The organism is Nonomuraea fuscirosea, assembly GCF_035917475.1.
Taxonomy (GTDB): Bacteria; Actinomycetota; Actinomycetes; order Streptosporangiales; family Streptosporangiaceae; genus Nonomuraea; species Nonomuraea fuscirosea.
Window position 1 is genome coordinate 418,466 of sequence record NZ_CP109074.1, and the last position, 23,737, is coordinate 442,202.

Annotated in this window: 20 protein-coding genes and 1 tRNA gene; 10 read left to right on the plus strand and 11 right to left on the minus strand. The window is 71.4% G+C overall.

Going from position 1 to position 23,737, the window contains the following annotated elements:
• Nucleotides 1-17 precede the first annotated feature (17 nt).
• The gene (locus OIE67_RS01925; protein WP_326636038.1) at nucleotides 18-593 is read left to right on the plus strand and encodes a TetR/AcrR family transcriptional regulator; all 576 of its coding nucleotides are present in this window, start codon (nucleotides 18-20) and stop codon (nucleotides 591-593) included.
• 27 nt (nucleotides 594-620) lie between these two features.
• Here OIE67_RS01925 and OIE67_RS01930 read toward each other — a convergent pair whose 3' ends face one another.
• Nucleotides 621-1,238: a VOC family protein gene (locus tag OIE67_RS01930; protein ID WP_326636039.1), complete on the minus strand. Its 618-nt coding sequence runs from the start codon at nucleotides 1,236-1,238 to the stop codon at nucleotides 621-623.
• 53 nt (nucleotides 1,239-1,291) lie between these two features.
• On the minus strand, nucleotides 1,292-1,882 hold the full coding sequence (locus tag OIE67_RS01935) for a GNAT family N-acetyltransferase (protein WP_326636041.1): 591 nt from the start codon (nucleotides 1,880-1,882) through the stop codon (nucleotides 1,292-1,294).
• A 106-nt stretch (nucleotides 1,883-1,988) separates the two neighbouring features.
• Here OIE67_RS01935 and OIE67_RS01940 point away from each other — a divergent pair, with 106 nt between their 5' ends.
• The 3 genes from OIE67_RS01940 to OIE67_RS01950 are packed head-to-tail and all read left to right on the plus strand — an operon-like array spanning nucleotide 1,989 to nucleotide 5,409.
• A complete protein-coding gene (locus OIE67_RS01940) occupies nucleotides 1,989-3,191 on the plus strand; it encodes an acyl-CoA dehydrogenase family protein (RefSeq protein ID WP_106248941.1) in 1,203 nt (400 codons plus the stop codon).
• Nucleotides 3,188-4,351 carry an acyl-CoA dehydrogenase family protein gene (locus tag OIE67_RS01945; protein ID WP_326636043.1) on the plus strand — a complete coding sequence of 388 codons (1,164 nt, stop codon included), beginning with the start codon at nucleotides 3,188-3,190 and terminating at the stop codon, nucleotides 4,349-4,351. The genes OIE67_RS01940 and OIE67_RS01945 overlap by 4 nt, the downstream gene beginning before the upstream one ends.
• Complete coding sequence (locus OIE67_RS01950; RefSeq protein ID WP_326636046.1) at nucleotides 4,348-5,409, plus strand: acyl-CoA dehydrogenase family protein; 1,062 nt, start codon at nucleotides 4,348-4,350, stop codon at nucleotides 5,407-5,409. Before OIE67_RS01945 ends, OIE67_RS01950 begins: the two co-directional genes overlap by 4 nt.
• On the opposite strand, the gene OIE67_RS01955 is transcribed toward OIE67_RS01950, so the two are convergent.
• Complete coding sequence (locus tag OIE67_RS01955) at nucleotides 5,380-6,000, minus strand: TetR/AcrR family transcriptional regulator (protein ID WP_326636048.1); 621 nt, start codon at nucleotides 5,998-6,000, stop codon at nucleotides 5,380-5,382. The genes OIE67_RS01950 and OIE67_RS01955 overlap by 30 nt on opposite strands.
• A gap of 182 nt (nucleotides 6,001-6,182) precedes the next feature.
• Here OIE67_RS01955 and OIE67_RS01960 point away from each other — a divergent pair, with 182 nt between their 5' ends.
• On the plus strand, nucleotides 6,183-6,950 hold the full coding sequence (locus OIE67_RS01960) for a nuclease-related domain-containing protein (protein ID WP_326636050.1): 768 nt from the start codon (nucleotides 6,183-6,185) through the stop codon (nucleotides 6,948-6,950).
• A gap of 59 nt (nucleotides 6,951-7,009) precedes the next feature.
• Here the strand turns inward: OIE67_RS01960 and OIE67_RS01965 are convergent, their stop codons facing one another.
• Together OIE67_RS01965 and OIE67_RS01970 are read right to left on the minus strand one after the other, a co-directional pair.
• Complete coding sequence (locus tag OIE67_RS01965) at nucleotides 7,010-8,377, minus strand: vWA domain-containing protein (RefSeq protein WP_326636053.1); 1,368 nt, start codon at nucleotides 8,375-8,377, stop codon at nucleotides 7,010-7,012.
• On the minus strand, nucleotides 8,370-9,209 hold the full coding sequence (locus OIE67_RS01970) for an AAA family ATPase (RefSeq protein WP_326636055.1): 840 nt from the start codon (nucleotides 9,207-9,209) through the stop codon (nucleotides 8,370-8,372). Before OIE67_RS01970 ends, OIE67_RS01965 begins: the two co-directional genes overlap by 8 nt.
• A 101-nt stretch (nucleotides 9,210-9,310) precedes the next feature.
• Here OIE67_RS01970 and OIE67_RS01975 point away from each other — a divergent pair.
• Nucleotides 9,311-9,384: transfer RNA gene (locus OIE67_RS01975), tRNA-Lys, on the plus strand.
• Between the two features lie 355 nt (nucleotides 9,385-9,739).
• On the plus strand, nucleotides 9,740-11,065 hold the full coding sequence (locus OIE67_RS01980) for a hypothetical protein (protein WP_326636057.1): 1,326 nt from the start codon (nucleotides 9,740-9,742) through the stop codon (nucleotides 11,063-11,065).
• A 256-nt stretch (nucleotides 11,066-11,321) separates the two neighbouring features.
• On the opposite strand, the gene OIE67_RS01985 is transcribed toward OIE67_RS01980, so the two are convergent.
• Nucleotides 11,322-11,927 carry a TetR/AcrR family transcriptional regulator gene (locus tag OIE67_RS01985; protein ID WP_106248957.1) on the minus strand — a complete coding sequence of 202 codons (606 nt, stop codon included), beginning with the start codon at nucleotides 11,925-11,927 and terminating at the stop codon, nucleotides 11,322-11,324.
• Between the two features lie 113 nt (nucleotides 11,928-12,040).
• Between OIE67_RS01985 and OIE67_RS01990 the strand changes: the two genes are divergently transcribed.
• Nucleotides 12,041-12,601, plus strand: coding sequence for a hypothetical protein (locus tag OIE67_RS01990; RefSeq protein ID WP_106248958.1), 561 nt, complete (start codon nucleotides 12,041-12,043; stop codon nucleotides 12,599-12,601).
• A gap of 1 nt (nucleotide 12,602) precedes the next feature.
• Nucleotides 12,603-14,042 (plus strand): dihydrolipoyl dehydrogenase family protein, encoded by a 1,440-nt coding sequence (locus OIE67_RS01995; protein ID WP_326636060.1) that lies wholly within the window; start codon nucleotides 12,603-12,605, stop codon nucleotides 14,040-14,042.
• An 84-nt stretch (nucleotides 14,043-14,126) separates the two neighbouring features.
• Here the strand turns inward: OIE67_RS01995 and OIE67_RS02000 are convergent, their stop codons facing one another.
• Nucleotides 14,127-16,499, minus strand: a complete 2,373-nt coding sequence (locus OIE67_RS02000) for a right-handed parallel beta-helix repeat-containing protein (protein WP_326636062.1) — start codon at nucleotides 16,497-16,499, stop codon at nucleotides 14,127-14,129.
• Between the two features lie 204 nt (nucleotides 16,500-16,703).
• On the opposite strand from OIE67_RS02000, the gene OIE67_RS02005 reads away from it, so the two are divergent.
• Nucleotides 16,704-19,664: an AfsR/SARP family transcriptional regulator gene (locus OIE67_RS02005; protein ID WP_326636064.1), complete on the plus strand. Its 2,961-nt coding sequence runs from the start codon at nucleotides 16,704-16,706 to the stop codon at nucleotides 19,662-19,664.
• Here the strand turns inward: OIE67_RS02005 and OIE67_RS02010 are convergent.
• The 4 genes from OIE67_RS02010 to OIE67_RS02025 all read right to left on the minus strand — a co-directional run bounded on the left by OIE67_RS02010 (nucleotide 19,643) and on the right by OIE67_RS02025 (nucleotide 23,666).
• Nucleotides 19,643-20,662 (minus strand): hypothetical protein, encoded by a 1,020-nt coding sequence (locus OIE67_RS02010; protein ID WP_326636066.1) that lies wholly within the window; start codon nucleotides 20,660-20,662, stop codon nucleotides 19,643-19,645. The two genes, OIE67_RS02005 and OIE67_RS02010, sit on opposite strands and share 22 nt — an antisense overlap.
• Entirely contained in the window at nucleotides 20,659-22,056 is a 1,398-nt protein-coding gene (locus OIE67_RS02015) for a phenylacetate--CoA ligase family protein (RefSeq protein WP_326636068.1), read from the minus strand. Before OIE67_RS02015 ends, OIE67_RS02010 begins: the two co-directional genes overlap by 4 nt.
• A gap of 236 nt (nucleotides 22,057-22,292) precedes the next feature.
• A complete protein-coding gene (locus OIE67_RS02020) occupies nucleotides 22,293-23,066 on the minus strand; it encodes a hypothetical protein (RefSeq protein WP_326636070.1) in 774 nt (257 codons plus the stop codon).
• Nucleotides 23,067-23,183: 117 nt separating this feature from the next.
• On the minus strand, nucleotides 23,184-23,666 hold the full coding sequence (locus tag OIE67_RS02025; RefSeq protein WP_326636072.1) for a hypothetical protein: 483 nt from the start codon (nucleotides 23,664-23,666) through the stop codon (nucleotides 23,184-23,186).
• Between the last annotated feature and the right edge of the window lie 71 nt (nucleotides 23,667-23,737).

The following is a 23,737-nucleotide window of genomic DNA, read 5'->3' on the forward strand; positions in this document are numbered from 1 at the left end:
CTGTAGTATCGGTTTCCGTGAAACGCTCAGACGTCGTGGCGGACGCGGCCATCACCCTGCTGGCCGAGAGGGGCATGCGCGGCCTGACCCACCGGGCCGTGGACGAGGCCGCCGGTCTGCCGCCCGGGTCCACCTCCAACCTGGCCCGCACGCGGGCGGCGCTGCTGGAGCTGACGCTGGCGCGGCTCACCGAGCTGGAGGTGCGGGCGCTGGCGGGAGCGTACGGGGCGGAGTCGTACGAGCCGGCCGAGCTGGCCGCCCGCATGGCCGACGCCCTGCACATCCAGCTCAAGGACCGCCGTCGCACGCTGGCCCGCTACGAGCTGGCCCTGGAGGCCACCCGGCGGCCGGAGTTGCGCACGATCTACGACCAGGCCGGGCGGCGTTTCCGCGATCCGGCCGTCGCCATGCTGGCGGCCCTCGGCTCGCCTGAGCCGGTACGGCACGCGCGCGGCCTCGTGGCGTTCGGGGAAGGGCTCATGTTCGACGCCATCGCCGGGGCGGGCGCCGTACCGGACCGGGACGAGCTGGAAACGGACCTGCGCGAACTCCTGACCGGCATGCTCGGCCGCACCCCCGGCCCGCACCCCTGACCCGCGCCCGCCTCTGCCCGCGTGGGCTCAGGTGAGCGTCACCGGGCCGTGCCGGCCGGACAGCACCACGGTGAGCGTGGGCCGGCGGCCCTCGGCGAGGTCGAGCCGGGTGCCCACCGCCGCCAGATCGCGCCGTACGGCCTCGGGATCGGGATGGACGGCGGACACGGACACCAGTTCGGCCACCGGCAGCCCGTCGGCGGGATGGCGGGTCGAGCCCCAGTCGATCAGGAACGGCACCAGCCTGCCGTGCCCGGCCCGGTCCGGCGGGGTGAGCCGCCAGCTCAGCAGCTCGCCGGACGGCGTGCGGCGGGACATGTCCTGCGGGTCTCCCGGGTCGTAGCCCTGCTCGCGGGCGCGGGCGGTGACCGCGTCGATGCCCTCCACCGCCAGCGCCCACCCCGCCAGTCCGGCCGCCCGCAGTCCGTCGATCCCGAACGGGCGCGGCCCGGCCGGGTCCTCCTGCTCCGGGTCCGGCCCGACGATCTCCAGATAGCTCCGGCCGCCGAGCCCGACCAGCCGGTTGCGGGTGCCGAAGCCCGGGTGCCGGCCGCCCTCGGCCGGGCGCACGCCGAGCAGCCGTTCCAGCTCGGCCGCGGTGGCGTCGAGGTCGGGGGTGGCGTACACGAGATGGTCCAGGATCATGAACGCATTCCAGCACGCCGGGCGCCCCCGGCGGGCGCTTGGACCCGGCGCTCCTAGGAAAGCTTGAGGCGGGCCGCCAGGCGGTCGCGGTGCGGCGGCCACTCGTCGTCGAGGATGCCGAAGCAGACGGTGTCGCGCCAGGTGCCGTCGGACCTCTTGCGGTGCCGGCGCAGCGTGCCCTCGTGCAGGCCGCCGATGCGCTTGATGGCGTTCTGGGAGCGCAGGTTGAGGTTGTCGGTCTTGAGCAGGACGCGGTTGTAGCCGAGCGCGAAGGCGTGGTCGATCAGGAGCAGCTTGCAGCTCGTGTTCACGGCCGTGCGCCAGGCGGCGCGGCCGTACCAGGTCCAGCCGATCTCGATGCTCTCCTCGAAGCCGGGCACGTCGCAGTACGTGGTCCAGCCGACGGCCCGCCCGCCCTCCTTGGGGACGACGGCGTGGGGCACGTGCCGGTCGTCCTCGATCAGCGTCCGCGCGGTCGCACCGAGCGCGGCCTCCGTGCGCGGGGTGTCGATGGGCAGCCAGCGCCAGACGTCGTCGTCCCCGCCTCCGGCGGCGAACAGGTCGGGTACGTGGTCCAGGGCGAGCGGCTCGATCCGGACGACGTCGTTCTCGAGCACCACAGGCGCGGGCAGCTTCGCGGTCATGCGGCCAACCCTATGAGGCCAGGTCAGCCCGGTCGATGACCACCTGTCCCTTTTTGCGGGGAACCACCTGTCGACACTCATACCGGCCGGTCGGTAGGCTCACCGCATGGACTTCGCCTATGACCACGTCACCGAGGACCTGCGCGAGCGACTGCTCCGCTTCATGGACGAATGCGTCTATCCGGCCGAGCCCGCCTTCGAGGAGCAGGCGGCCACCTCCGGCTGGAGCCCGCCACCGCTGCTGGAGGACCTGAAGGACGAGGCCAGGAAGCGCGGCCTGTGGAACCTCTTCCTGCCGGGCGAGCACGGCTCGGGGCTGACGAACCTCCAGTACGCCCCGCTGGCCGAGATCATGGGCCGTAGTCCCAGCATCGCGCCCACGGCCACGAACTGCGCCGCGCCCGACACGGGCAACATGGAAGTGCTGTCCATGTTCGGCAGCGAGTGGCAGCGCAAGGAGTGGCTGCGGCCGCTGCTCGACGGCGAGATCCGCTCGGCGTTCGCGATGACCGAGCCCGACGTTGCCTCCTCCGACGCCACCAACATCTCCACCTCGATCACCCGCGACGGCGACGAGTACGTCATCAACGGCCGCAAGTGGTTCATCTCCGGCGCGATGAACCCCGGCTGCAAGATCTTCGTCGTCATGGGCAAGACGAACCCCGAGGCGCCCAAGCACCGCCAGCAGAGCATGATCCTCGTCCCCCGCGACACCCCCGGGCTGCACGTCAAGCGCGGCATGCACGTGTTCGGCTACACCGACGCCGACCACGGGGGCCACGCCGAGGTCGTGTTCGAGGACGTACGCGTGCCGGCGGAGAATCTCATCGGCGAGGAGGGCGGCGGCTTCGCCATCGCCCAGGCCCGCCTCGGCCCCGGCCGCATCCACCACTGCATGCGCCTGATCGGCATGGCCGAGCGCGCGGTCGAGATGATGTGCAAGCGGGCCCTGGGCCGGACCACCTTCGGCAAGCCCGTGGCCCAGCAGGGCGTGGTCCAGGACTGGATCGCCGAGTCCCGGATCAAGATCGAGCAGGCCCGGCTGCTCGTGCTCAAGACGGCCTGGCTGATGGACACGGTGGGCAACCAGGGCGCCCACACCGAGATCCAGGCCATCAAGATCTCCACTCCGATCACCGTGGAGTGGATCCTCGACAAGGCCGTCCAGGTGCACGGCGCGGGCGGCGTCTCCCAGGACTTCCCGCTGGCCGCCCTCTGGGCCGGGGCCCGTTCCCTGCGCCTGGCGGACGGGCCCGACGAGGTGCACAAGCGGTCGCTGGCCTATCGCGAGCTCAAGAGGTGGATGTGAACGAGGCGGAGATCAAGGAGCGCGTGGCCGCGTTCCTCGGCGACCACGATCCCGGCGGCGACCGGCTGGAGTTCCTGCGGGCCAGGTTCGACGCGGGCCTGGCCTGGGTGTGGTTCCCCGAGGGGCTGGGCGGGCTGGGGGCTCCCAGGGAGCTGCAGCAGGTCGTGGAGCGCGAGCTGGCCGACACGCCGCAGATCAACGGCGGGCTCCAGGGGATCGGGCTGGGCATGGCCGCCCCGACGATCCTGGCCTTCGGGACCGAGGAGCAGAAGCGCCGTTTCCTGCGCCCGCTGTGGACGGGGGAGGAGATCTGGTGCCAGCTCTTCAGCGAGCCGGGCGCGGGCTCCGACCTGGCCACGCTGGCGACCAGGGCGGTCAGGGACGGCGACGAGTGGGTGGTGGACGGGCAGAAGGTGTGGACGTCGGGTGCCCATCACGCCCGGTGGGCCATCCTCGTCACCCGTACCGATCCGGACGTGCCCAAACACCGCGGGATGACGTACTTCGTGTGTGACATGCACGCCCCCGGCGTCGAGGTGCGGCCGCTGCGCCAGATCACCGGCGAGGCCGAGTTCAACGAGGTGTTCCTGACCGGCGTGCGGCTCCCCGACGACCTGCGGCTCGGTGCGGTCGGCGACGGCTGGCGGGTCGCGCAGACGACGCTGATGAACGAGCGCGTGGCCATCGGCGGCGCCCCCACCCGTCGCGGCGGCGGCGCGATGGCAGCCGTGCTCGGCGCCTGGCGCGAGCAGCCGGAGCTGCGCACCCACGACCTGCACCAGCGGCTGCTGTCGCTGTGGGTGGAGGCCGAGGTCACCAGGCTGTCCGGGACACGGCTGCGCGAGCAGCTGTCCGCGGGCCAGCCGGGCCCCGAGGGGTCGGGCATGAAGCTGTCGTTCGCCCGGCTGAACCAGGCGCTGTCCGGGTTCGACGTGGAGTTCCGGCGCGACCTCGGCTACGACGACTGGGCGTTCCGTCGTTCCGAGGACGTCGACTTCTTCGGCCGCGGCCCCGGCTACCGCTACCTGCGGGCCAAGGGCAACTCGATCGAGGGCGGCACCTCGGAGATCCTGCGCAACATCATCTCCGAACGGGTGCTCGGCCTGCCCTCGGAACCCCGTGTCGACAAGGACGTGCCCTGGAAGGACCTGCCGCGATGACGCTGCTCTACTCCGAGGTCGAGGAGGAACTGCGCGCGGCGGTGCGCGGGCTGCTCGCCGACCGCTGCCCGCCGGCGACGGTGCTCAAGCGGATCGAGTCCGAGCCGTACGACCTGGACCTGTGGAAGACGCTGGCCGGTGAGATCGGGGTGGCCGGGCTGCTCGTCCCCGAGGAGCTGGGCGGGGCCGGCGCCTCGGCCAGCGAAGTGGCCGTGGTGCTGGAGGAGCTGGGCCGGGCGGTGACGCCGGTGCCGTTCTTCACCAGCTCGGTGCTGGCCACGCGGGCGCTGCTGCCGACCCGCGACGCGCTGCTCGGCGAGCTGGCCGAGGGACGCAGGACGGCCGCGCTGGCCGTGTCGTTCGCGGCGTCGCCGTACCAGCCGGGGCGGGGCTCGTCCGTGAGCGTGGACGGCGACGGGAGGCTGTCCGGGGCCGTCACCGGCGTGGCCGGGGCCGAGGTGGCCGACGTGCTGCTCGTGCCGGTGGGCGGCGACCTGTACGTGGTCGAGGGCGCCCCGGCCGAGGAGGCGACGGTCGAGGTGGTGACCTCGCTCGACCTGACCAGGCCGGTCGCCACCGTCACGCTGCGGCGGGCGCGGGCCCGGCGCGTGGGCGCGTGCGACCTGGCCGGGGTGCTGCGGTTCGGGGCGGGGCTGCTCGCCTCCGAGCAGCTCGGCGTGGCCGAGTGGTGCCTGGACACGACGCTGGCCTACGTCAAGGAGCGGCACCAGTTCGCCCGGCCGATCGGCTCCTTCCAGGCGATCAAGCACCGGCTGGCGGATCTGTGGCTGGACGTGGTCAGGGCCAGGGCCGCCGCGCGGAACGCGGTCGCCGACGGCTCGTCGATCTCCGTGGCCGTGGCCCAGTCGTGGAACGCGGGCGTGGCCGTGCACGCCGCGGAGGAGGCGGTGCAGTTGCACGGAGGGATCGGGATGACGTGGGAGCATCCCGTGCACCTCTACCTCAAGCGGGCCAAGGCCGCCGAGATCGCGCTCGGCACGCCGGGCGACCACCGGGAGGCGCTGGCCTCAATGGCGGACGTCCCCGGCCCGGCGTGAGCCGCGGTCGCCGGGTGCGGCTTCGAGCGAGGACAGCAGCAGGTCGGCGAAGTGCCGGCCGACCTGGGCGCCGGTCAGCGGCCCCGCCGCGTGGAACCACGTGCCCAGGTGGTGCACCGAGCCGAAGAAGTAGTCGACGACCAGCTCCGCCGGGACGCGGTCGCTGAAGATGCCGGTGCGCTGCCCCTCGGCCACGAGCGCGCGGAAGCGCTCGTGGTAGCGGCGGCGCTCGGCGCGGACGTTCTTCTGCGTCTCGGGCGCGAGCAGGTGGATGGACCTGAAGAAGATCTTCGAGTCGTCGAGGTTCGCGGCCGTCGTCTCCACGACGTCGGCCGCGGCCCGGTGCAGGCGCTCGCGCAGCGTGCCAGGCCCGTCGGCGATCCGCGTCAGCCGGTCCATCTGCATGCGCAGGACACGGGCGTAGATCTCGTGCAGCAGATCATCTTTTGAATCGAAATAGTGGTACATGGCGCCTTTGGTGACCCCGGCCGCCACCACGATCTCCTGGACCGAGGTGCTCTCGAAGCCACGCTCGGCGAACAGCCGGGTCGCCTCGGCGAGCAGGCGCTGTCTGACCGGTTCCTCTTTCACACGATCCCCCTTGGTCACCGCCTTAGCGTACCGACTGGTCGGTTGCGGCAGGGTCAGTGGTCTTGCGGGTACTAATTCCGTCACCTTAGGCTCGCCTTGGTTAGGGAACGGGTATCTCTTGACCGGCGAGGGATCTTCGGCGTGGCAGATCCTGCAACACCTACTCATTCGGGGAGTTTGCCGTGCCCGGTGGCTCTATCTACGTGCAGCCCAACGAGAAGTACACAGGATCTTCCCCGCAGTGGTGGTACGAGAAGTTCTGGCGCGAGGACGCGCCTGCCCGGCGTAAGTACCGATACGTCAAGGCCGCTGTGGGATTCGTCGTCGGCGTGGCGCTGGGCCTGCGGTTCGGCTTCGCCGGCGGCTCCGCGTTCACCGGACTGCTGCTGGCGGGAGCCGTCGCCGGAGGCGACTGGCTGCTGCACTGGCACGCCTTCCACAAGACGGCCGTGTGGCGCGGCGCGCGCCGCGGCGAGGCGATCACCGGCCGCATCCTGCGCCGGTCGCTCAGCCGCCACGGCTACCACGTCCTCGACGGCCGGGCGATCCGCGGCCAGGCCTCGATCGACCACCTGGTGATCGGTCCCGGCGGCGTCTGGATCCTCGACAACGAGTCGTGGGCCCCCGACATCGAGATCGCCTGCTACGCCGGACGGCTGTTCATCGGCGAGAAGTACGGCAGCAAGGTCGCCAAGCCGCTGGTGGAGCAGGCCGAGGCGTTCTCCGAGCTGCTGACGCGGGAGACCGGCGTCCCGGTGAGCATCATGCCCGTGCTCGTGGTGCACTGCGGGATCCTGCCCAAGGAGGGCGTGGTCATGGGCGAGGGTCTGACCTTCGTCAAACCGCGGACGGTGACCAGGCTCATCAAGTCGGCCGAGCCGGGGGCGCTCAACGAGGCCCAGATCGAGCTGCTGGCCCGCACCGCGGCCCGCGAGCTCCAGCGCGTCTAGCGCCGGGGCTCACGCGCTGGGGGCTCATGCGCTGGGCTCACGGCGCGTTCAGCCGGGGCTCACGCCAGTGTCTCGATGAACGCGGTCAGCTGGGCGACGTTACGGCACTCGTACATCGGCACGACCGTGCCGTAGTCGCTCGCGACCGAGTCGCCGGTGTCCCACTGCTGCCTCGGCTCGGGGTTGAGCCAGTAGGCGTGGCGGCACCGCGACGTCAGCGACTTCAGCACGTCGAGCGCGGGCGGCTGGTAGTTGGAACGGGCGTCGCCCAGGATGAGCAGCGACGTCTTAGGGCCGATCGCGTCGCCGTGACGTTCGGCGAAGCGCTCCAGCGCGTGCCCGTAGTTCGTCCGGCCGAAGCGCACCATGTCGGCCTCGTCCGCCAGCCTGGTCATGGCCTCCACCACGTCGGAGCCCGGCAGGAAGAACCGGGTGATCTCGTCCACGGTGTCCACGAAGCCGAACGCCCGTACCTTCGTGAACTGCTCTCTCAGCGCGTACGTGAGCAGCAGCGTGAAGTGCGCGAACGACGAGACCGAGTCGCTGGTGTCGCAGAGGACGATCAGCTCGGGCTTGTGCGGCCGGGGCGGCTTGAAGTGGGTCGTCAGCGGCACGCCGCCGCTCTGCAGCGAGGCCCGCACGGTCCGGCGGAAGTCGAGCCTGCCCCGTTTGCCCTTCCTGTGCCTGATGGTCAGGCGGGCGGCCAGGCGCCGGGCCAGCGGATGCACCTCCCGGCGCAGCCGGGCCAGGTCCGCCTTGGTGACGCGGAGGAAGTCGACCTGGTCGAGCGGCGGTCGCACGGCGGAGCGGGCGATGCGCTCGATCCCCGAGTCCTCGGCGATGCGGCGGCGCACGTCGGTGGCCACGGCCTCCTCGAAGCGGCGCCGGTTGTCGTCGACCCGCCGGCGCAGGGTCTTCTCCGCCAGCCCGCCGCGCTCGTGCCCCTGCAGCACGCTGCGCAGGATGCCGGCCATCAGCGTCTCGGGCGACAGGGCCCGCATGACGCTGTAGGAGAACCAGTTCTGCCGTCCAGGCCCCGACTCCTGCCGGCCGAACCGCTCCACCATGGCCTGGGCGAACGCGCGCAGCTCCTGGTCGGTGGCCCCGGTCAGCAGCGCCGCCAGGTGCTCGCGCAGCTCCTTGACCTCCGCCTGCGCCAGGTCCGTACGCGGGACGTGGGGCCTGATCCCGCTCGTGGAGGCCGGGAACCACAGGTCGAACAGCACGTCGAACCCCGGCCGGTAGGCCGGCTTCTTGACCAGCGTGGCCGCGTACGCCGCCCGCAGCGACTCCCGGTCGGCCAGCTCGACCACCCGCAGCGCGTTCGCCGCGTCCAGCCCTTCCGCCACCGACACCGGCACCCCGGCCTCGCGCAACGCGTGCACGAAGCCGACGTGCCGATCCACCAGCGATCCCGGCTCAGGCATCGCCCAGCCCCAGCTCCTTGACCGCCCGCGTGTGGTCGGAGGCGTGCTTGAGCACGACGCCGAGCGTCCCCGCCACGGTCGCCTCGTCCAGCTCGTCGCGGCCGAGCGCCAGCAGCGTGTTGGCCCAGTCGACGGTCTCGGCCACGGACGGGGCCTTCTTCAGCTCCAGGGCGCGCAGCGTGGCCACCGTCCTGGCCAGCTGCTCGGCCAGCTCGGCCCGCAGCCCCGGCACCTGGGCCAGCACGATGTCCCGCTCGCGCTCGGGCGTGGGGTACTCGATGTGCAGGTAGAGGCAGCGCCGCTTGAGCGCCTCGGACAGCTCGCGGGTGGCGTTGGAGGTCAGCACCACGTACGGCTTGCGTGTCGCGGCGATCGTGCCCAGCTCGGGGATCGTCACCTGGAAGTCCGACAGCAGCTCCAGCAGCAGCCCCTCGACCTCGACGTCGGCCTTGTCGGTCTCGTCGATGAGCAGCACGGTGGGCCGCTCGGACCTGATCGCCTTGAGCAGCGGCCGCTCCAGCAGGAACTCCTCGCTGAAGATGTCGTCGTCGGCACTGGTGGCCTGGATCCGCAGCAGCTGTTTCTTGTAGTTCCACTCGTACAGGGCCCTGGCCTCGTCGAGCCCCTCGTAACACTGGAGCCTGATCAGATCGGCCCCCGTCGTCAGGGCCACCGCCTTGGCCAGCTGTGTCTTCCCGACCCCGGCCGGCCCTTCGACCAGCAACGGCTTGCCCAGCGCTGCGGCCAGGAACACCGAGGTGGAGATGGCGTCGTCGGAGAGGTAGTCCACGGCGGCGAGCCGCTCCGTCACATCGGTGGGCGAGTCGAACATCGATGCTCCTGTTCTTGGGGCCGAACTTTATTCTAGCGGCTCATGTCCAGGGGAATCCGATTCGACCAGGATGCGGATCACCGGTATATTCCTTCCTGCCAGCGCCGCTAGCTCAGTTGGTCAGAGCAGCTGACTCTTAATCAGCGGGTCCGGGGTTCGAGTCCCTGGCGGCGCACCGCGACGAAAGCCCCAGCTCACCATGTTGAGCTGGGGCTTCTCGGTTTTCGAAGAGCGGTGGCCCGTCGTCGGCCCTGTGCCTGCGTTCGACGTCGGAGCAGCCCGCGATCGAGGTCGCGATCCGCAGCCGAGCCTTCGCGCGAGTGCGGAAGTGGTGGCGGCGCACGAGCCATCATTTCGAGGAAACATGAACTTCCCTCTTGGTTCTGTCGCTGTGCGGCACGATCAGACCTTCACTCATGCGGAAGATCGACTGCGTGTACTCCGGTCGGAGGTGCCTGGTGTCAAGGGTTGCCTGCTGGCTGCTGGCCGTCATCACGGTGGCCGGCGCCGTAAGGCCCGCGGCGGCCGAGGTGGTGCCCGCGCCACGAGATCAGATCGGCGTCTACCACTGGGGGCCGGCCACCGCCGCCTGGCCGGGCACGCCCGACAAGCTGACCTGGGGCGCCGACGCCGTCGCCGCGCTCGGAAGCCGGACGATCCGCGTCGCGCTGTCCACCCGCGATGACTACAAGGTCAACAACGGCAAGAGCGCGCTGAGCGCGATCGCGGGTCAACCCGCGTACGCGAAGCTGTTCACCGACTCACGCTTCTCGACCTACCTGCTGACCGTCTACTCGGCGGACGACCTCACCGGCAACTGGTCCGACGGGTACTCGAAGGCCGAGCAGGACGCCGGACGAGCTGAGATGGCCCAGCTGGGGACATATCTGCTGAAGACCTACAAGAACAAGAAGTTCATCATCTTGAACTGGGAGGGCGACAACGCGCTGTCCGCCTTCCCCGGCAGCGACGCTACGGCGTGGGACGGCTATGTGAAGTGGGCGACGGCCCGCATCGACGGCGTCAGGGACGCGCGCGCCGCGGTGCCGGCCGCCACCAGCCGCATCTCTTCAGGGCTGGAATTCAACGCGATCAAGCGCCTGGACAGCGGCGCCGCGTGCGACACGACCACCAACAAGTGCGTCATCAGCTATGTCGCGCCCCGGGTGGACGCCGACTACTATTCCTATTCTTCCTGGCAGTCGCTCGGCTCCGACGGCAGCCGCCTGACCCGGGACCTTACCGTCGCCTACGACCTGGTGTCGGCCACACGTCCGGCCGTGACGCACGCGAACTTTCTCGTCGGCGAATTCGGCGCCGCGCGTGACATCAACGGCGAATGCAAGGCCGCTGCCCAAGTCCGCACCACGGTTGCGGCGCTTGAATCGTGGGGCGCGTCGTACGGGATCTTCTGGCAGGCCTTCGACAACGATCCAGCCAGCGGCATCTACGACGGCTTCGGCGCCTACCGCCGTGACCGCTCGCTCTCGCTGTCCGGCCAGACCCTCGAGAACCTGTACGCCACCGGAACACCGACCGTCCCGGCGGCCACCTGCGCCGCGATCAACGCCGGCGGTGTGGTCAACGGCAAGACGTTCAAGCCCGTCATCCATCCCGGCGACGTGATCTCCATCTTCGGTTCGGGCTTCTCCGCATCGGGCAACATCGTGTGGATCAAGCAAGGGGCGAAGTCCTACCAGATCAAAGCGGGCAGCCCGTGGTGGCACGAGTCGGCAGGCCAGATCAACGCCACGCTCCCGGCAGGCGTCGTGACCGGCCGCAACGTCAACGTGTACGTCACGCGCTCCGACGCTCGCGTCTCCAACGGCCAGCTCATCGACATCACCCCATCCTGAACGCCGAGCCACCCACGGAGGCACCTCGGCGTGCCAGAGGCACACGTCCGCATTGCGTCATGCACTCCGTAGCCGAGAGACGCCCGGGCATGAAGGTGACCACCTGGCCATGGGTGCCCGGTGCCCAGTTCGGCGGTGTCAGGTTCTTCGCGATGGACTCGGCCTCCGAGCCCGTGTGGGCGCCGGCGAACCCGGAGACCGAGATCGGGTTGCCCGCCACCGCCGGCGCTCGTCCGCCCCAGCGCCGGGGTGCGTTTCAGGAGGCTGGGTTCTGCTCGCCGGTGGCGGTGTAGACCTCCAGGAGGCGTTCCGAGCCGTGCAGGAGGGTTTCGCAGATCAGGTCCGGGTCGAACAGGCAGCCGGCCGCCATCGCGCCGTCGCGCATCATCACGAAGTGGCGGGCCGCGGCCTCCGCGCCCGGCTTCTGGATCCGGGCCAGCTGCTCCGTGACGGTGTCCAGGAACCACTGGCGGTGGGCGAGCACGGCCTGGTGCACCGGTGACTCGGGGTCGGGGTATTCGGCGGCGGCGTTGAGGAAGGCGCATCCGCGGAAGCCGGGGGACTGGATGCCCTGGGCGATGGACGCGCTGATGGCCCTGATGGTGTCGGCCGGGGGCAGGCCGGCGGCGATGACCTCCTCCGCCTGGCCGCGCAGGGCCCGGTCGGCCTCGTTCAGGTAGGCGAGGACGAGTTCTTCCTTGCCGGTGAAGTGCCGGTAGAGGGTGGCCCGGGTGACCTGCGCCTCCATGACGATGCGATCGATGCCGACGGAGTGGATGCCCTCCGTGTAGAAGAGCCGCGTGGCCGTGCTGAGCAGCCGGTTTCGGGCTTCGGACGGCCGGGCTTCGGTGGGGCTGCGCATGTCCGTCATTCTAGCGGTAGAACGTTCGGTCTTGACAGTGTCCGCGCGACGGGACCATACTCGGGGGCGATAGAACGTTCGGTCTTGTGGAAACCCCCACGGAAAGGCTCGTCATGAGCGCCATCGCTGCTTCATCCGGCATCTCCACCACCGCGTCCGCACTGCGGCGGCTCTACTTCGTCCGCTTCGCGTTCGCCATCATCTGGGCCCTCGTGATGTTCACCACCGCGATGAACCTGGGACCGCTCGCTGTCACCCTGCTGGTGCTCTACCCGCTGTTCGACGTCGGCGCCGCCATCGTGGACGCCCGCTCGTCCCGCTCCACCGGATCGCCGACGCTCCTGTACGTGAACGTCGCGGTCAGCTCGATCACCGCCATCGCCGTCGCCGTCGCGAGCACCTCCGGCATCCCCGCGGTGCTGCGCGTGTGGGGCGCCTGGGCGATCGTGGCCGGGCTGGTCCAGCTCATCGTGGCCGTCCCCCGGCGCAAGATGGGCGGCCAGTGGCCGATGATCCTCAGCGGCGGCATCTCCGTCCTCGCCGGCTCCTCGTTCATCCTCGGCGCCTCCGCGGCCAACCCGACGCTGGCCAACGCGGCCGGCTACGCCATCCCCGGCGGCATCTTCTTCCTCATCTCGGCCCTGCGTCTCGGCCGCGCCGCGAAGGGCAAGTGACTTGAGCGAGCACACCTACGACGTCATCGTTCTCGGGGCGGGTCCTGTCGGCGAGAACGTCGCCGACCGGGCGGTGCAGGGCGGGCTGAGCGCCGCCATCGTCGAACGCGAGCTGGTCGGCGGAGAATGCTCCTACTGGGCCTGCATGCCGACCAAGGCCCTGCTGCGCAGCGCGGCGGCGTTAAGGGCGGCGCGGCAGCTGCCCGGAGCGCGTGAGGCGGTGACCGGTGAGCTCGACGCGGCCGCGGTGCTGGGCCGGCGCGACTCCTTCGCCTCGCACTGGAAGGACGACGGCCAGGTGGCCTGGCTCGAATCGGCCGGTATCGCCCTGCACAGGGGCCAGGGCCGGATCGTGGCCGAGAAGACGGTCGAGGTCACCGGCGCCGACGGCGTCCAGGTCACGCTGAGGGCGCGGCACGCGGTGGTCGTCGCGACCGGGACCGGCGCGCTGCTGCCGGACCTGCCCGGCCTGCGCGAGGCCGCCCCGTGGACCAGCAGGGAGGCGGCCGCCGCGGCCGCGGTCCCCGGCCGGCTCGCGATCATCGGCGGTGGCGTGGTGGCCTCGGAGATGGCGACCGCCTACGCCGCCCTCGGCTCCACGGTGACGATGCTGGCCCGCGACGGCGTGCTGCCGCAGGCCGAGCCGTTCGCCGGAGAGCGGGTCACCGAGGCGCTGCGTGAGGCCGGCGTCTCGGTGCGCCTCGGCGCGGAGGCCGCGTCGGTGCACCGCGACGAGACCGGAACGGTGCGCATCACCACAGCCGACGGCGGTCAGGTCGAGGCGGACGAGGTCCTGGTGGCGGTCGGCCGCACGCCGAACACCCAGGACATCGGCCTCGGCGCCGTCGGACTGAAGCCGGGCGCCTGGCTCACGGTGGACGACACGCTGCGGGTGCTCGGAGCGGACGGGACCCCGGTCGGGGACGGCTGGCTGTACGCGGCCGGCGACGTCAACCACCGGGTACTGCTCACCCACCAGGGCAAGTACCAGGCCCGCGCGGCCGGCGACGTCATCGTGGCGCGGGCGAAGGGCGAGGCGGTCGACGACGGCCGCTGGGGCCGGCACGTGGCCACGGCCGACGAGCGCGCGGTGCCCCAGGTCGTCTTCACCGACCCGGAGCTCGCGTCGGTGGGGCTGACCGCGGCCGCCGCCGAGGCCGCCGGGATCAGGACCCGCGTCGTCGACTACGACCTCGGCGCCGTCGCCGGCTCCTCGCTGCACGCCGACGGCTACCGGGGGCACGCCCGCATGGTCGTCGACGAGGATCGCAAGGTGATCGTCGGCTTCACGCTCGTCGGCCCGGACACCGCCGAGCTGCTGCACGCCGCGACGATCGCGGTCGTCGGCGAGGTGCCGCTGGACCGGCTGTGGCACGCGGTCCCGTCGTACCCCACGATCTCCGAGGTGTGGCTGCGGCTGCTGGAGACGTACGGCCGCTGATCGGCACGGCACCCTGCGAGCCCCTCGGGGTGGCTCGCGAACGTGGTAGAGGCCCAGGCCAGGACGGCCTGGGCCTTACCGTTGTCAGCTCGCGGCCGGCCCGATGCCGTCCAGGGTGAACGTCCTGTTCCACTCCTTCACCCACGCCCGGCCGAACCCCTCGGCCGAGTTCAGCGGCGTGGTACGGGCGTCGAACCTGCCCGTGGCCGGATCGAAGCCGAGCTCGGCGGCGCCGGCCCCCTTCACGTTGTAGGAGTCGAAGTCCGGGTTGAACGTCTTCACGCTCAGGCCCCCGGCGTCGTCGGTGTAGGCGAAGTCCCCGGTGCCGATGCTCACCGACCGCGTCAGCACGTTGTTCGCCGGCACGTAGACGGAGTCGGGGTTGCTCCACACCTGCTCGTCCGTGCACTCCGTGGCGCCGACCTCGGTGCAGACCCGGCCGTCGGCGGTGGACGGGACGTACCAGGCGCGGATGTTCGGATACTGCCTGGCGTAGTGGCGGTACCACTTCTCGACGTTGCGCCGGGTGTTGGTGAAGCCGGTGCCGTCGCCGACCTTCAGCATGTCGTTGAACCGCTCGACCACGACCTTCGCGTTGGCCACCGGCAGCCGCTTGCCGCCCTCGTGGTAGAGCTTGTCGTGGCCGATGTACCGCACGTCCTTGAACACGTTGTCCGCGGCGACGTTGCTGTGGCCCGACTGGTAGAACAGGCCGTGCTGGACGGTGTCGAAGAAGTTGTGGTGCACCACCATCCCCGACATCCCGTCGTCCATGTAGACGGCCTGGTTGCCGTCCGCGCCGATGTCCCTGAACAGGTTGTGGGAGATCACGTTGTTCAGGTACGTGTAGTCCCGGCCCGCGTAGATGACGCCCTGGTCGGACGCGTGCGTCACCAGCCGTTCGAACCTGTTGTGGCTGACCTCCATGTCGTTGCCCATGATCTGGATCGCCATGTGCGGCGCGTCGTGGACGTCGTTGTAGCGGAACGTGTTGCCGACGCCGTACATGTAGCCGGCCGGCGTGTACGTGGCCAGCTTCGAGAAGTCGTAGATCTCGTTGTGCTCCACCACGTGGTCACCGCGTTCGAGCGAGTCGCGGTCGCCGCCCGCGGTGAAGACGCCGCCGCCGCCCAGGTCGTGCAGCCTGCTGTCGACGACGCGGTTGCGGTGGCCGCCCCGGCTCGTGCGGTATTCGGCGATGGCGGTGATCGCGTCGTTGGCCTCGCCGATCTGGACCGCGTCCATGCTGACGTTGAGGATCTCCAGGCCGTCGATCGTGCAGGACTCGGCGTCGAGCAGGCGCACGCCGGTGCCCGTGGTGCCGTTCAGTTTCAGGCCCTCAAGCGTGACGCCCCTGACGTTCTCCAGCTCGAAGAACGGGGCGTCGAAGGAGGTCAGGCTGATGGTCCTGCCCTCGACCGTCCCGCCCGGCGGGTAGTAGTAGAGGGTGTCGTGGCCCTGCCAGCGGTCGATGTAGTACTCGCCCTCGGCGTCGAGCTCGCTCAGTACGTTCTGGGCCACGAACGAGGTCCACTTGTCGGTGGCGACGTACATGGTGGGGTAGGTCGTCCTGAGCTCGTTCCCGCCGGCCTGGTCGATGCGGACGCGGTCGTTGGCGTAGTTGTTACCGAAATAGCCGGCCAGCCAGCCGTCCGTCTCGACCTGCGTGCTGTCGGGCTCGGTGGCGCCGGCCGGCTTGGCCCACGTGGTGTGGCGCTCGGCGACGGCCGGGTCGGCGACCGTGTAGACGGGGCCGGGGAGCTTGAGCATGTCCTCGTACGGCAGGGTCGTGCCGTCGGCGGTCTTGTCCGAGAAGTAGTCGCGGGCGCCCTTCGGGGCCTCCTTGACGGTGACGTGGGTGCGGTCGAGCTTGGCGTCACCGTTGGGATACTGCGCGAGGGTCTGGGCGACGTCGTCGGTGATCAGCTGGGGGGCGAAGGGCTGGGGTTTCCAGTTGAAGCCGTTCTTGTTCAGCGTGCCGGTGGGGATGCCCTCCGCGCCCAGGTCGTAGACGTAGACGCTGGAGGCCGCGGCGGCGGGGACGCGGGAGCGCGACGACCACTTCGCCTCGCCCTCGGGCACGTCGCTCAGCCTGCGGAACTTCTCCGGCGCGAGCGTGGTGACGCCCGCGAGCTCGACCCGCTCGCCCGGGTAGGCGGCATAGGTGACGTACGACTGGCCGGGGCCGGTCACCTCGATCGTCCTGGACGTCTGGTAGACGCCCTCGCGGATGCGGACGACGCCCGGCCTGCGTTCGCTGGTCCGGCCGGTCAGGGCGTCGCGGGCGCGTTCAATCGTGGCGAACGGGTCTTTCTCGGTGCCGGTGGCGTCGTCCTTGCCGGTCTTGGCGACGTACACGACGGTCTGAGCGGGGGATGTGGCGGCGGCGGGGAGTGCGGGGAGTGCCCCGGCCAGCAGCAGGGCCGCCACCAGGGGGATCGTCACTCGTCTTGGCATGCTCGGGCAGACCTCATCACGTAGCAATCGATACAATAGTACAGACGGTCAAAAGTCCGTTGGAGTGAACCGTAACGCCCCGCGTGGCGCGAGTTCAATGGTTTGACCAACGGACATGCAATGACGTAACCCGATATATGCCGATTCATCGGCCGTGCCGCTCGGATAAGGTGATCTACCGGAAGCATCGGGAGGGCTGCCACCATGGAGTTCGCCGTTCTGGGCCCCCTGCGCGCGCACGGACCCGACGGACCCGTGCACCTCAGCGCCAAGCAGCGGGCCGTCCTCGCCACTCTGCTCATGCACCCCCGCGTCGTGGTCTCCACCGAGCGCCTGATCGCCGCCGTCTGGGACGACCCGCCGAGGTCCGCCGTCGCCAACGTGCAGACCTACCTCTCCCAGCTCCGCCACGCCCTGCGCGGCACCTCGCTGCGCCTGCGCACCGAGTCCTCCGGGTACGCCTGCGAACTGCCGCCCGACCAGCTCGACCTGCTGGCGTTCGAGGAGGCGGTGCGCCGGGCCAGACGGGCCAGGGAGGCGGGGGAGCGGCAGGCCGCCGAGCGCGCCTACGGCGAGGCGGTGGCGCTGTGGCAGGGCAGCCCGGCCGAGGACGCCAGGCTCGGCGGTGTGATGGCCGCCAGGATCGCCGAGCTGGAGGAGCAGCTCGTCCTGGCCAGGTCCGAGTGGATCGACGTACGGCTCGAACTCGGGCGGGACGACCTCGTGGCCGAGCTGCGCACCGTGGTCGCCGCCCATCCGCTGCGCGAGCGGTCGTGGGCGCAGCTCATGCTCGCCCTGCACCGCAGCGGCCGGCGCAGCGAGGCGCTCGACGCCTTCCGCGAGGCCCGCGCGCTGCTCGCCGACGAACTCGGCATCGAGCCGGGCCCCGAGCTGGCCGAGCTGCACGCCGCGCTGCTGGCCGGGGACCCGGCGCTGAGCGTACGCCCGGGCGCGCCGGCGTTCCTGGGCCCTTCGTGCCAGCTGCCCGCCGACACCTCCGACTTCGTCGGCCGCGAGGCCGAGCTGGAAGTGCTGCTCACGGCGGCGCGGGCGCGGCGGGAGCGCGGCTCACCGCCGATCGTCGTCGTCTCCGGCCTGCCCGGCGTCGGCAAGACGACGCTGACCGTGCACGCCGCCCACCGGTTACGCGCCGACTACCCCGACGGGCAGGTCTTCCTGCGGCTCGGCCGCGACGCCGCCGGGCCGCGCCGCCCCGCCGACCTGCTCAGCGAGCTGCTGCGCTCGCTCGGCGTGGACGGCACGCTCATCCCCGAGCACCTGGAGGAACGAGCCAGGCTGCTGCGCCAGCGCCTGGCCGACCTGGCGGTGCTCATCGTGCTCGACGACGCCCAGGACGAGACCCAGGTACGCCCCCTGCTGCCCGGCACGGCCCGGTGCTGCGTGCTGGTCACCTCCAGGTCGCGCCTGCCCGTGCTGGAAGGCGCCACCCGGTTACCGCTGGACCTGCCCGGCGAGGACGACGCCCGGCTGCTGCTCGAACGGATCGCCGGCGGGGCCCGGCTGGGGGCCGCGCCGGACGCCGAGCTGGACATCCTGCGCGCCTGCGGCATGCTGCCGCTGGCGATCAGGGTGGCGGGGGCGCGGCTGGCCATCCGCCCCGCCTGGCCGGTCCGCGAGTTCGCCGGCCGGCTCGCCGACCGGCGGCTGGACGAGCTGGTCGTGGGCGGGCTCGACGTCCGCGGCACGTTCGGCGGCAGCTACGCCGCCCTGCCGGAGCCGGCCCGGCGCGCGTTCCGGCTGATCGGGCTGGCGGACCTGGGCAGCATCGCGGAATGGTCGGCCGCCGCGCTGCTCGGCTGCACCGGCCTGGAGGCGGACGCGGCGCTGGAGACCCTGGTCGCGGCGGGCATGCTCGACTCCAGGGAGATCGACGAAGCCGGGCAGCCGCGTTACCGCCTGCACGACCTGCTGCGCGTCTACGCCGAGGAGCGCGCCCTGGCCGAGGATGCCCCCGAGGAGCGGCGGGCCGCGCTGGGACGTCACGTGCTGGAGTGCCTGCGCCGGATCAGGGCGGCCACCAGCGACTTACCCATCCCGACCGCGCCGCCGTACCTGCTGGAGAAGCCCGAGCCGCTGCCGGAGGGCGCGGGCATCGGCTGGCTGACGGCCGAGCGCAGGACGCTCGTCCACAGCGTCTCGGCCGCGGTCGAGCTCGGGCTGGTCGCGGAGGCGGCCGAGCTGGCGCACCACCTGTCGGCGTACCTGAACCTCGAAGGATTCCTCGACGACGTCGAGCGGACGCAGCGGGCCGTGATCGCGGCCGCCCGCGACGAGCGCACCGCGCTGCGGGCTGAGCTGCTGCTGGCGGGGGTGCCGCTGTCACGTGGCGCCTTCGGCGCGGCCGGGGATCACTTCAGCCGGCTGTACGACGGCTTCCAGCGGATCGGGGACCGGCACGGGGCCGCGTACGCGCTGATCAACCGGGCGGCCTGCCACCACGGGGCCGGGCTGATGGACGAAGGGCTCGACGACGCCCAGCGGGCGATCGGCCTGCTGGAGCGGCTGGGTGACACCGGCGGGCTGGACTACGCCTGGACCTGGCCGATCTGGATCCACATGGAGGTGGGCCGGCACGCCGAGGCCAGGCGGCTCTGCCAGGACCGGCTGGCCGGGGCCGGCGACGACCGGCGGGTGCGCGGCGACCTGCTGCGGGCGCTGGGCACGGCCTGTTACCTGAGCGGTGAGGCGGCCGAGGCGGTCCGCTACTACCGGGAGAGCCTGCTCATCAGCGAGGTCATCGGGCACCGGGTGGCGGCCGGCAAGGTGCTGCGCCGGCTGGGCGAGGCGCTGGGCGCGCTCGGGCGCTTCGACGAGGCCGTGGACGCGCTCGACGGGGCCCGCTCGCTCTTCCGCGAGAGCGGGGACGGGCTGGGGGAGGCGCTGGCCACGTACGCGCTCGGGGAGGTGCGGCTGCGTCAGGAGCGGGCGGCGGAAGCGCTCGCGCTGCTGGCCGGCGCGTACGAGCGGCTCGGGCCCGACGGGCCGCCCGTGTGGCGGGCCCGGGTGCTCAGGGAGCTCGGCCGGGCGCACGCCGGGGTGGGGGAACGCGAGCGGGCGGAGGCGGTGTGGCGGGAAGCGCTGCGGCTGTTCGAACACGGGCCGGAGGCCGCCCAGGTGTCCGCCTACCTCGCCGGTCCTGGGTGACTCGTACGGGCGCCCTGCTCCACCGGCTGCAGGAACGTGACCACGGGCACCGTCTCGGCCCCCGACTGCCTGGCCGCCCGCCGGGCCGCGCCCGGCGTCGGCCCCTCGCCCACGACGCCGCCGTCCGCCAGCGCCACCCACCGGCCCTGCGCCGCGGCGGCGTGCGCCGGCTCGGGAACGAACTCCAGCGCCCGCTCCACCTCGGGCCGGCTCGGCACGGGCACGGGACGCGACCGCCAGTACAGCCACTGCACCACGATCAGCGGCCCCAGCGTGGTCAGCAGCGGCACCGCGCCGCCCCCGCCGAGGAAGGCCGCCACCACGACCGCCAGCAGCGCCGCGTCCACGCCGGCCGCCGTCCACCCCGCGACCCGCCCGTAACTCCGGTACGCCACCAGCGGCCACAACGTCAGCATGAGACAGTCGCCGAGCCCGACCAGCGACGGCTCGGGAGCGCCCCGCGTGGCCAGCACCGGCGCGAACGGCAGCCCGTCCAGCCGCGCCACGAACTCCAGCGTCAGCGAGGTGAGCCCCGTGGCCAGCGTGTCGTACAGGGTCAGCGCCGCGGCCAGCGCCGCCACCTGCGCGGGGCTGATGGCCGTCTGCACCCACAGGTTGACCGCGCCCACGACCAGCAGGACGACCGCCACGTCGTTCAGCACCAGGACGACGCCGCTCCACCCGGCGAAGTACGCCGCCACGTCCCCGCCGCACAGCACCAGCGCGGCGAACCCGGCCACCCGCCCGCCCAGCACCGGGGCCAGCGTCAGCTGGGTGAACGTGAACACCACCACCCCGAACACCGACACCACGATCGCGACCGGCACGTGCAGGTACGCGAACGGCATGGCCACCAGCGCGACGACCATGACGGCGATGTCCGCGCGGACGAACCGGCCCACCGGCGGGCGCGGGATCGTGTAACGGGACAGGAACCAGGCGGACAGCGCGACCGTCAGCGCGATGAGCGCGTGCAGGCCGAGGACGTGCGGGATCACCGGACTCCTAGCGGTACGGGGGCGGCGTGCTCGAAGCTGTGCTCGATCAGGTCCGCCCTGACCTGGCAGGGGGTAGGCAGGTCGTCGGGGGTCTCGACCAGGGCGATGCCCTTGATCGGCAGCTCGGCGGCCCGCTCCTCCAACCGGCTGAGCAGGGTCGGGTCGTCCTTGCCCGACACCACGAACAGGACGTCGTCCTCGACCGCGTACCTCGTCGGCAGCGGCAGCGCCCGCTCCCCCTGGAGCAGGTCGAGGACGTCGCGGGTGGTCAGGCCGTCCGTCCCGGTGAGGCGGCCGAGGACGCGGGAGGTCGCGGGGATCGCCGCCATCGCGCACGTCGCGGGCGCGGACTCCGGCAGCGTCTTGACCAGGTCGCCGGTCACGTACCGGAGCAGGAGGGTGGTGTCGCGGAAGGAGGAGTACGGGGTGATGACGAGGACCCCGGTCGTGCCCGGCGCGGCCGGCTCCAGCGTGACCGGGTCCAGCACCTCCACCAGCCCCTGGTCGGCCGGCAGATGCAGGTGCCCGTCATCGCACACCTGCCCGGTGACCGGGGCGATCTCCGTCATCGAGTAGCCGTCGAAGACCTTGGCGCCCAGCACCTCCTCGGCCCGCACCCGCAGCGCGTCGGTCAGCACCTCGCCGCCCGACCACACCTCGATCAGCCCGAAGTCGCGCGGGCTCCAGCCGCCCCGCTCGGCCTCCTGGACGAGTGCCGCGAGATAGGACGCGGTGACGTTGACATGGCTGATCAGCGGACGCTTGCCGGGCACGTGCAGCGGTGTGGCCAGCCGGTCGAGGGCGGCGCGCGGATCGATCATGCCGAGATGCACGAACCCGGCGCCCGTCATGGGCACCGCCCGCTCGGCCACCACCTGGGCGATCGACCGCGAACTGATGGCGTTGGCCCAGAGATGCTCCTCGCGCACCCCGCCGGTCAGCATGAGCGCCAGCGCCGCCATCGAGGACATCAGCTCGACCTCGTACGCGGAGAACCAGACCAGCGTGGGGCTGCCCGTCGTCCCCGTGGTGTGAGCCAGCACGGCCGGACGGGCCCGGTCCGACACGAAGGCGGCCGGCATGCCGCGCAGCGCCTGCTTGGGCGTCGGGGGCAGATCGGCGAGGGCCATGCCAGGCTCGCCGAGGCGGCGGTAGTAGGGGACCTCCGCCAGCGCGTGCTTCATCGTCCTGCGCAGGCGCCGCTTCGTGAGATCCTCCTGGATCTCCGGATCGGCGGCGGCCAGCATGTCGTCGGAGCCCTCACCGGGCGACCCGAACGCCTCCATGGTGGCCCGCGTGTCGTCCACCAGCGCGCGCACGTCCCGGATCCGGAACCGCCGGCCGGACATCATCGTCCACGCGTAGCCCAGTTGCCGCATCGCTGTGCCGAACACGCCTCACCTTCCTCCGCCGTTCCCCCCGGGGGCTGATCCCCCGGGGGGCGTGAACCTGCCCGGCGGGTCAGCCGATGTGCACGAACACCGCGGTGGACAGGGCGCTGACGGCGTACTTGGCGTAACGGCGAGCGGTCTTGATCATGGGCTCTCCCTCTCGTTCCCAGGACGGGGCTCGACGCCCCCTCTCACACGGCAACGATCAGTTCAGGCCCTACAAAGTGACTACAGAGCCGCTACAGGGCTCTCTTCGGCCTGCGCCGGCGGAGACCGGCGAGCGCGGCCACCGTGATCACGAGCCCCGCCGCCGCCACCATCCGCCCATCCGGCCCCGCCTCCCCACCGGCCCCCGTCGCCACCCCTCCGGTGGGGGTCTCCTCAGGGGTTTCGGCGGGGGTTTCCGTTGGGGTTTCCGTTTCGGTTGGTTCGGGGCTTTCACCGTCGGTGGCGTCCGGATCGGGCTCGTCGTCCTGCCCGCTCGTGGGGACCTTGAGCGTGTAGGTGGTCAGGGCCGCGCGATTACGCACCTCGCACCGGATGGCGGGCGACGTCGGGGTGGTGCCGAAGTTGATGGCGCCCGGCCGCACGACGCCGGTGCCGGCTTTGTTCGGCGTGGTCAGCAGGTCCACGCGAGTCGGGGGCAGCGTGATGTCCGCTCCAGGGGTGATCGCCTCCAGGGTGCCGACGCCGATGGCGACCGTGAGGCCGGGATACTTGCTGATGCCGGCATAGGCGTAGAGCTTGGTGCCGTCGTCGAGCCCGGCGAGGGGAGCCTTGAGTGCGGTGCCCTCATAGGCGCCCTGCCAGCCGATGGACAGCTGATCGTCTACGGCAGTGCTCGCCGGCATCGTCAGGGTGATCCGCACCTTGACGTTCTGCGTCTCCGACCCGGCCTTGCAGGCGTACTCGACGACATCGGTGGCGAGCACGCGGCGTTTCTCAGCCGCGTCGGCCTGGGCCGGTAAGAACAGGATCATGGCGGCGGCTAAGACGGCCAGCGGGACACGCACGGCGGCTCCTCTGCGACGGACGGTGCACAAGGGAGACGGGGTGAACGTGCACTCGGTTGTCACAGAATGCCGGTCGTCCTGGCCGGGCGAGAAGACCGATCACATACAACGCGTGCGTCAGCATACGTCGATGTAGTAGACCGGATCCCAGTCGACGCGGACGATCTTGCCCGCGTCGATGGTCCGCAGCGTCTTCTTGTTCTTGTCCATCAGGACGACCTTCGCGTTGTCGACCTGGTGGTTGGAGACGGCACCGTCGCCGATGAAGTTGGACACCCAGCGGTCGTCCGGCTTGCAGTAGGTCACCTCGAAGACGGTGTGCTCGCCGTCGCCCTCACCGGCGGCCAGGCACGCGTACTCGCTGTCGCAGTTGTGCAGCATGGTGTCTCTGAGCAGTGTGGACGCGTCGGGGGTCACGGTCTCGTGCGGACCGAAGAACTGCATCCACGGCTCCCACGCCGCCGTGCCGGCACCGGCCCCCTGGCTTTCCGACTCCTTCGCCTGCGCCGCCGGCGCGCCCGCGGACAGCGCCGTGACGAGCGCGAGAACGACGACAGAGGCCGACGCGACTCCGGGCCGTCGCTTCATGAAGCTCCGCATGATCGGGTCCTTTCTCAGCGTTCGGACCAGACCAGTCAAACAACGACCCGATTCAGATCGGCTTCTGCTCG